This window comes from Sphaerisporangium sp. B11E5, from assembly GCF_039871875.1.
GTDB lineage: Bacteria > Actinomycetota > Actinomycetes > Streptosporangiales > Streptosporangiaceae > Sphaerisporangium.
In genome coordinates, this window is sequence record NZ_JBDPMD010000100.1 from 1 (window position 1) to 4,091 (window position 4,091).

The following is a 4,091-nucleotide window of genomic DNA, read 5'->3' on the forward strand; positions in this document are numbered from 1 at the left end:
CCCGCCACCAAAAGCAGGCGTCCCGAACCCGTTGACGCCCTCCGCCCCCCCGGTCGCCGCTCCACAGCCCCACGCGACTCCCGCTCAGCCTCACGCGACTCCCGCCCCGCGGCCCGATCCCCCCTCCACTCCGCCGGGCGCCACCCCGCAAGCCCCTCCACCTCCCGCCGCGCCGGGTGGCACCCCGCACACCCTTCCGCCTCCCGCCGCGCCGGGTGGCACCCCGCAAACCCCTCCACCTCCCGCTGCGCCGGACACCGTCCCGCAGCCTTTCCTGGAAGGGGGTGCCTCGCCCTTGGAGCCCTTGATCCCGCCCTCCGCGCCTCCATTCGGACATGAGCCGGCCGGGGCGGGGCCGTGGGCCACGCCGGACGTCGCACGGCCGCGCTTCTGGGCGGAGCGGCCCGCCGCCTTCTACCCCGCCATGCCGGAGCGCTCGGCTGACGGCGGTCACCGGGGGCCGGATCTCGTGCCGCCGGGAGGTGGAGCGCTCGTCTACGGGGTGCGGCTGGCGCGCGGGGTGACGCTCATGCTCGACGGGCGCACGCCGGGCCTGGACGACGTGGCGGCGATCCGGAGCGCCGCGGGGCCGCTGCTCGCCGTCCTCCAGGAGCGGCACCTGGTGGCCGGTCAGGAGCCGGCCGAGCCTGCCGACGCCGGCCCCGACGCCGCTGACACGATCGCCGGAAACCCCGAAGGGATGCAGAGATGAGTGTTCCGATCGCCCCGCTGAAGCCCGGCGAGTACACCCCGCTTCCCGACGCGGGGATCGGCGCGTTGAGCACCGGCAAGGGGAACCTGCCGCTGGAGAGCGTCGAGGTGACGGCGCGCGTCACCGGGCTCACCTCCGGGGTCGAGATGTCCCAGGGGTTCCGCAATCCGCACGACGTGCCGCTGGAGGCGACGTACGTCTTCCCGCTGCCGGACCGCGCGGCGGTGACCGCCTTCCGCATGGAGGCGGACGACCGGGTGATCGAGGGCACGCTGAAGGAACGCGGCGAGGCCAGGCGCGACTACGACGAGGCGATGGCCCAGGGCAAACGAGCCGCCATCGCCGAGGAGGACCGGCCCGACGTCTTCACCATCCGCGTCGGCAACATCGTCCCCGGCGAGCGGGTCACCGTCCGCCTGACCCTCAGCCAGCCCCTCCCCTACGAGGACGGCGCCGCGACGTTCCGGTTCCCGCTGGTCGTTGCCCCCCGCTACATCCCCGGCACGCCCCTTGACGGCGACGCGTCCGGCTCCGGCGTGGCCCCCGACACCGACGCCGTCCCCGACGCCTCCCGCATCACGCCGCCGGTCCTGCTCCCCGGCTTCCCGAACCCTGTCCGGCTGTCCCTGGCCGTCCACGTGGACCCGGCCGGCCTCGACCTGCGTGAACTGCGCTCCAGCCTGCACACCGTCACCGAGGAGAACGGCACCGTCCGCCTCAGCCCCGGCGAGCGCCTGGACCGCGACTTCCTCCTCCGCCTCCAGTTCGCCGCCTCCGCCTCCCTGGAACTGTTCCCCGACACCCCCGGCGACCGCACGGCGTCCCCCCTCTCCGGCACCGCGCCGGGTGAGGGAGAGGCCGGCGTCCATGCCGCGGAGGACGGGGACGGGACGTTCGCGCTCACCGTGCTGCCGCCCGACCTGGACGAGGAGGCCAGGCGACGGCCGCGGGACGTGGCGTTGCTGCTGGACCGGTCAGGCAGCATGACCGGGTGGAAGATCATCGCGGCCCGGCGGGCGGCGGCGCGCATCGTCGACACCCTCACTTCGGAGGACCGGTTCGCGGTCCTGTCGTTCGACTCGGTGGTGGAGCGCCCGCAGGACCTCGGCGCCGGCCTGTCCCCCGCGACCGACCGCAACCGGTACCGCGCCGTCGAGCACCTCTCCCGCCTGGAGGCACGCGGCGGCACCGAGATGCTTGACCCCATGGAGCAGGGCCTGGCCCTCCTCGACGACCCCGGCCGGGACCGCGTCCTGGTCCTGGTCACCGACGGCCAGGTCGGCAACGAGGACCAGATCCTGGAACGGCTCACCACCCGGCTCGCGGCCGTCCGCGTGCACACCGTGGGCATCGACCGCGCCGTCAACGCGGGCTTCCTCGGCAGACTCGCCGGCCTGGGCTCCGGCCGCTGCGAGCTCGTCGAGTCCGAGGACCGCCTTGACGAGGCGATGGAACACATCCACCGCCGCATCGGCTCCCCCCTGGTCACCGCCCTCACCCTGAAGCCCGACGGCCTGAACGTCCTCCCTTCCACCGTCACCCACCTGTCCTCCCTCTACCCCGGCGTCCCCCTCCGCGTCTGGGGCCGCTACCAAGGCCCCGCCCACGGCACCGCGACCATCCACGGCCAAACCCCCACCGGCCACCCCTGGGACCACCACCTCACCGCCGTCCTCCCCACCTCCTCCCCCGCCAGCTCACCTGACGGCGGCGTGACCGCCGACACGCGCGCGGTCGCCGGCACGACCACCGATGGTGGGCAGGCCGGGCTCGGTGGTGTGGTGGACGGGGCGGTGCGGGCCGTTTGGGCTCGGGCCCACCTGCGGAGGCTGGAGGACCGGTACGCGGCCGGGGAGTACGAGCTGGAGCAGGAGATCGTGCGTACCTCGCTGCGGCACGGGGTGTTGTGCCGGTTCACCGCCTTCGTGGCGGTGGACACCCGAGTGGTCACCACTCCGGGTGGGGCGACGCACCGGGTGATCCAGCCCGTGGAGATGCCGAGCGGCTGGGAGATGCCCCTGGCCACGGCACCGATGATGGCCGCCGCACCGGTGGCGTACACCACCGCCGCCGCACCGTCGTTCTTCGGCACCGGCCAGAAGTACCCAGCCGCCGGCCAGGAGATGGTCCAGGGCACTCTGGGCGCCGCCCCCGCGCCACCCCCCGGCGCCGCCCCCGCGCCGCCCACCGGCCCCGGTCCCGGTCCCGCCTCGGCGCCACCCACCGGCCCCGTCCCTGGACCCGCCCCCCGCGGGCGATTCGGCATCGCGAAGCGCATGCCGCGCCCCGCTCCCGGCCTGGTGCGCCACTCCCCCGAGACCATCCGTCCCCAGTTGACGGAGGAACTGTCCCGCCTGCGCGCCAACCAGGACCTGTCCCCCGCCGACCGCATGAGTTACCTGGCCGACCTCGCCAGCCGCCTGTCCGCCCTGGCCACCTACCTAGGCGACGACGGCCCCCTGGCCACCTTGGCCCACGACCTCGAAGCCTGCGAAACCCCCAGCCCCGACATCGACGTCGAGGCCCTCTGGCACCGAGCCCTGACCGTCCTGGCCACGCTCACCAGCGATCTTTCCACCCCACCTCCCACCACCGACCCCCCAGCTCCCCGCCGCCCCTTCTGGAAACGCCCCTGACCCACCCGTCCGTCACGCGGGTCACCGTCACCAGGAGTTGAAGTCCTGTAAGCGCCCCTGACCACCTCTGTCCCTCCGTACATCGCGGGGGCGACGTCGAGGCCCTATGCCACGGCATCGGGCCTCGATGCCCTCGCTCTTTCATCGGCAAACCCGCCACCCACCTCCGACCTCCGACCACCGACCACCGACCACCGACCACCGACCACCGACCACCGACCACCGACACCAGCGTTCGCAGTCCCCTCAAGAAACGACACCACCGCCATCCCCGTCCCTCCGCACATCGCGAGCGACTACGTCGAGACCCAGGGCACGGCACGGGGCCTCGACCGCCCGGCCTCGACCGCTCACCGGAAAATCCACCACCCCCCCCCGCCACCCACCGCCGACCACCGGCATTCGCGGTCCCCTCAGGAAACGACGCCCTCGCCATCTCCGTCGTTCCGTACATCGCGGGGGGCGACGTCGATGTCCTAGGGCACGGCATCCCGGCGCCGGTGGGCGCGGGGTCGCCCCCCACCGCCCTCGCCGCCCCGCACTGGGGAGGCCACGCCTTGGCCCTCTGGCTGCCAGTCGCCGAGATTGGTGGTGTCCCGTTGGAACAAGGTTCTGGCCGGTCCTTCGTCCGTCTCGGGGGGCCGGTCAGGCGTCGGGGCGTTCTTGGGCTTCGGGGGGGAGGGTTCGGTAGGCGGGGCGGAGGATGTCCATCAAGGGGATGTGGCGGACCTTCAGGGGTGGGG

The 4,091-nt window shown here is 73.8% G+C and carries 2 protein-coding genes; both read left to right on the forward strand.

What is annotated here, in order from left to right; genetic code table 11:
• The first annotated feature begins 295 nt into the window (after positions 1-295).
• A complete protein-coding gene (locus ABGB17_RS38635; RefSeq protein WP_347639337.1) occupies positions 296-712 on the forward strand; it encodes a hypothetical protein in 417 nt (138 codons plus the stop codon).
• Positions 709-3,348 (forward strand): VIT domain-containing protein, encoded by a 2,640-nt coding sequence (locus ABGB17_RS38640; RefSeq protein ID WP_347639339.1) that lies wholly within the window; start codon positions 709-711, stop codon positions 3,346-3,348. Before ABGB17_RS38635 ends, ABGB17_RS38640 begins: the two co-directional genes overlap by 4 nt.
• Positions 3,349-4,091: the final 743 nt, after the last annotated feature.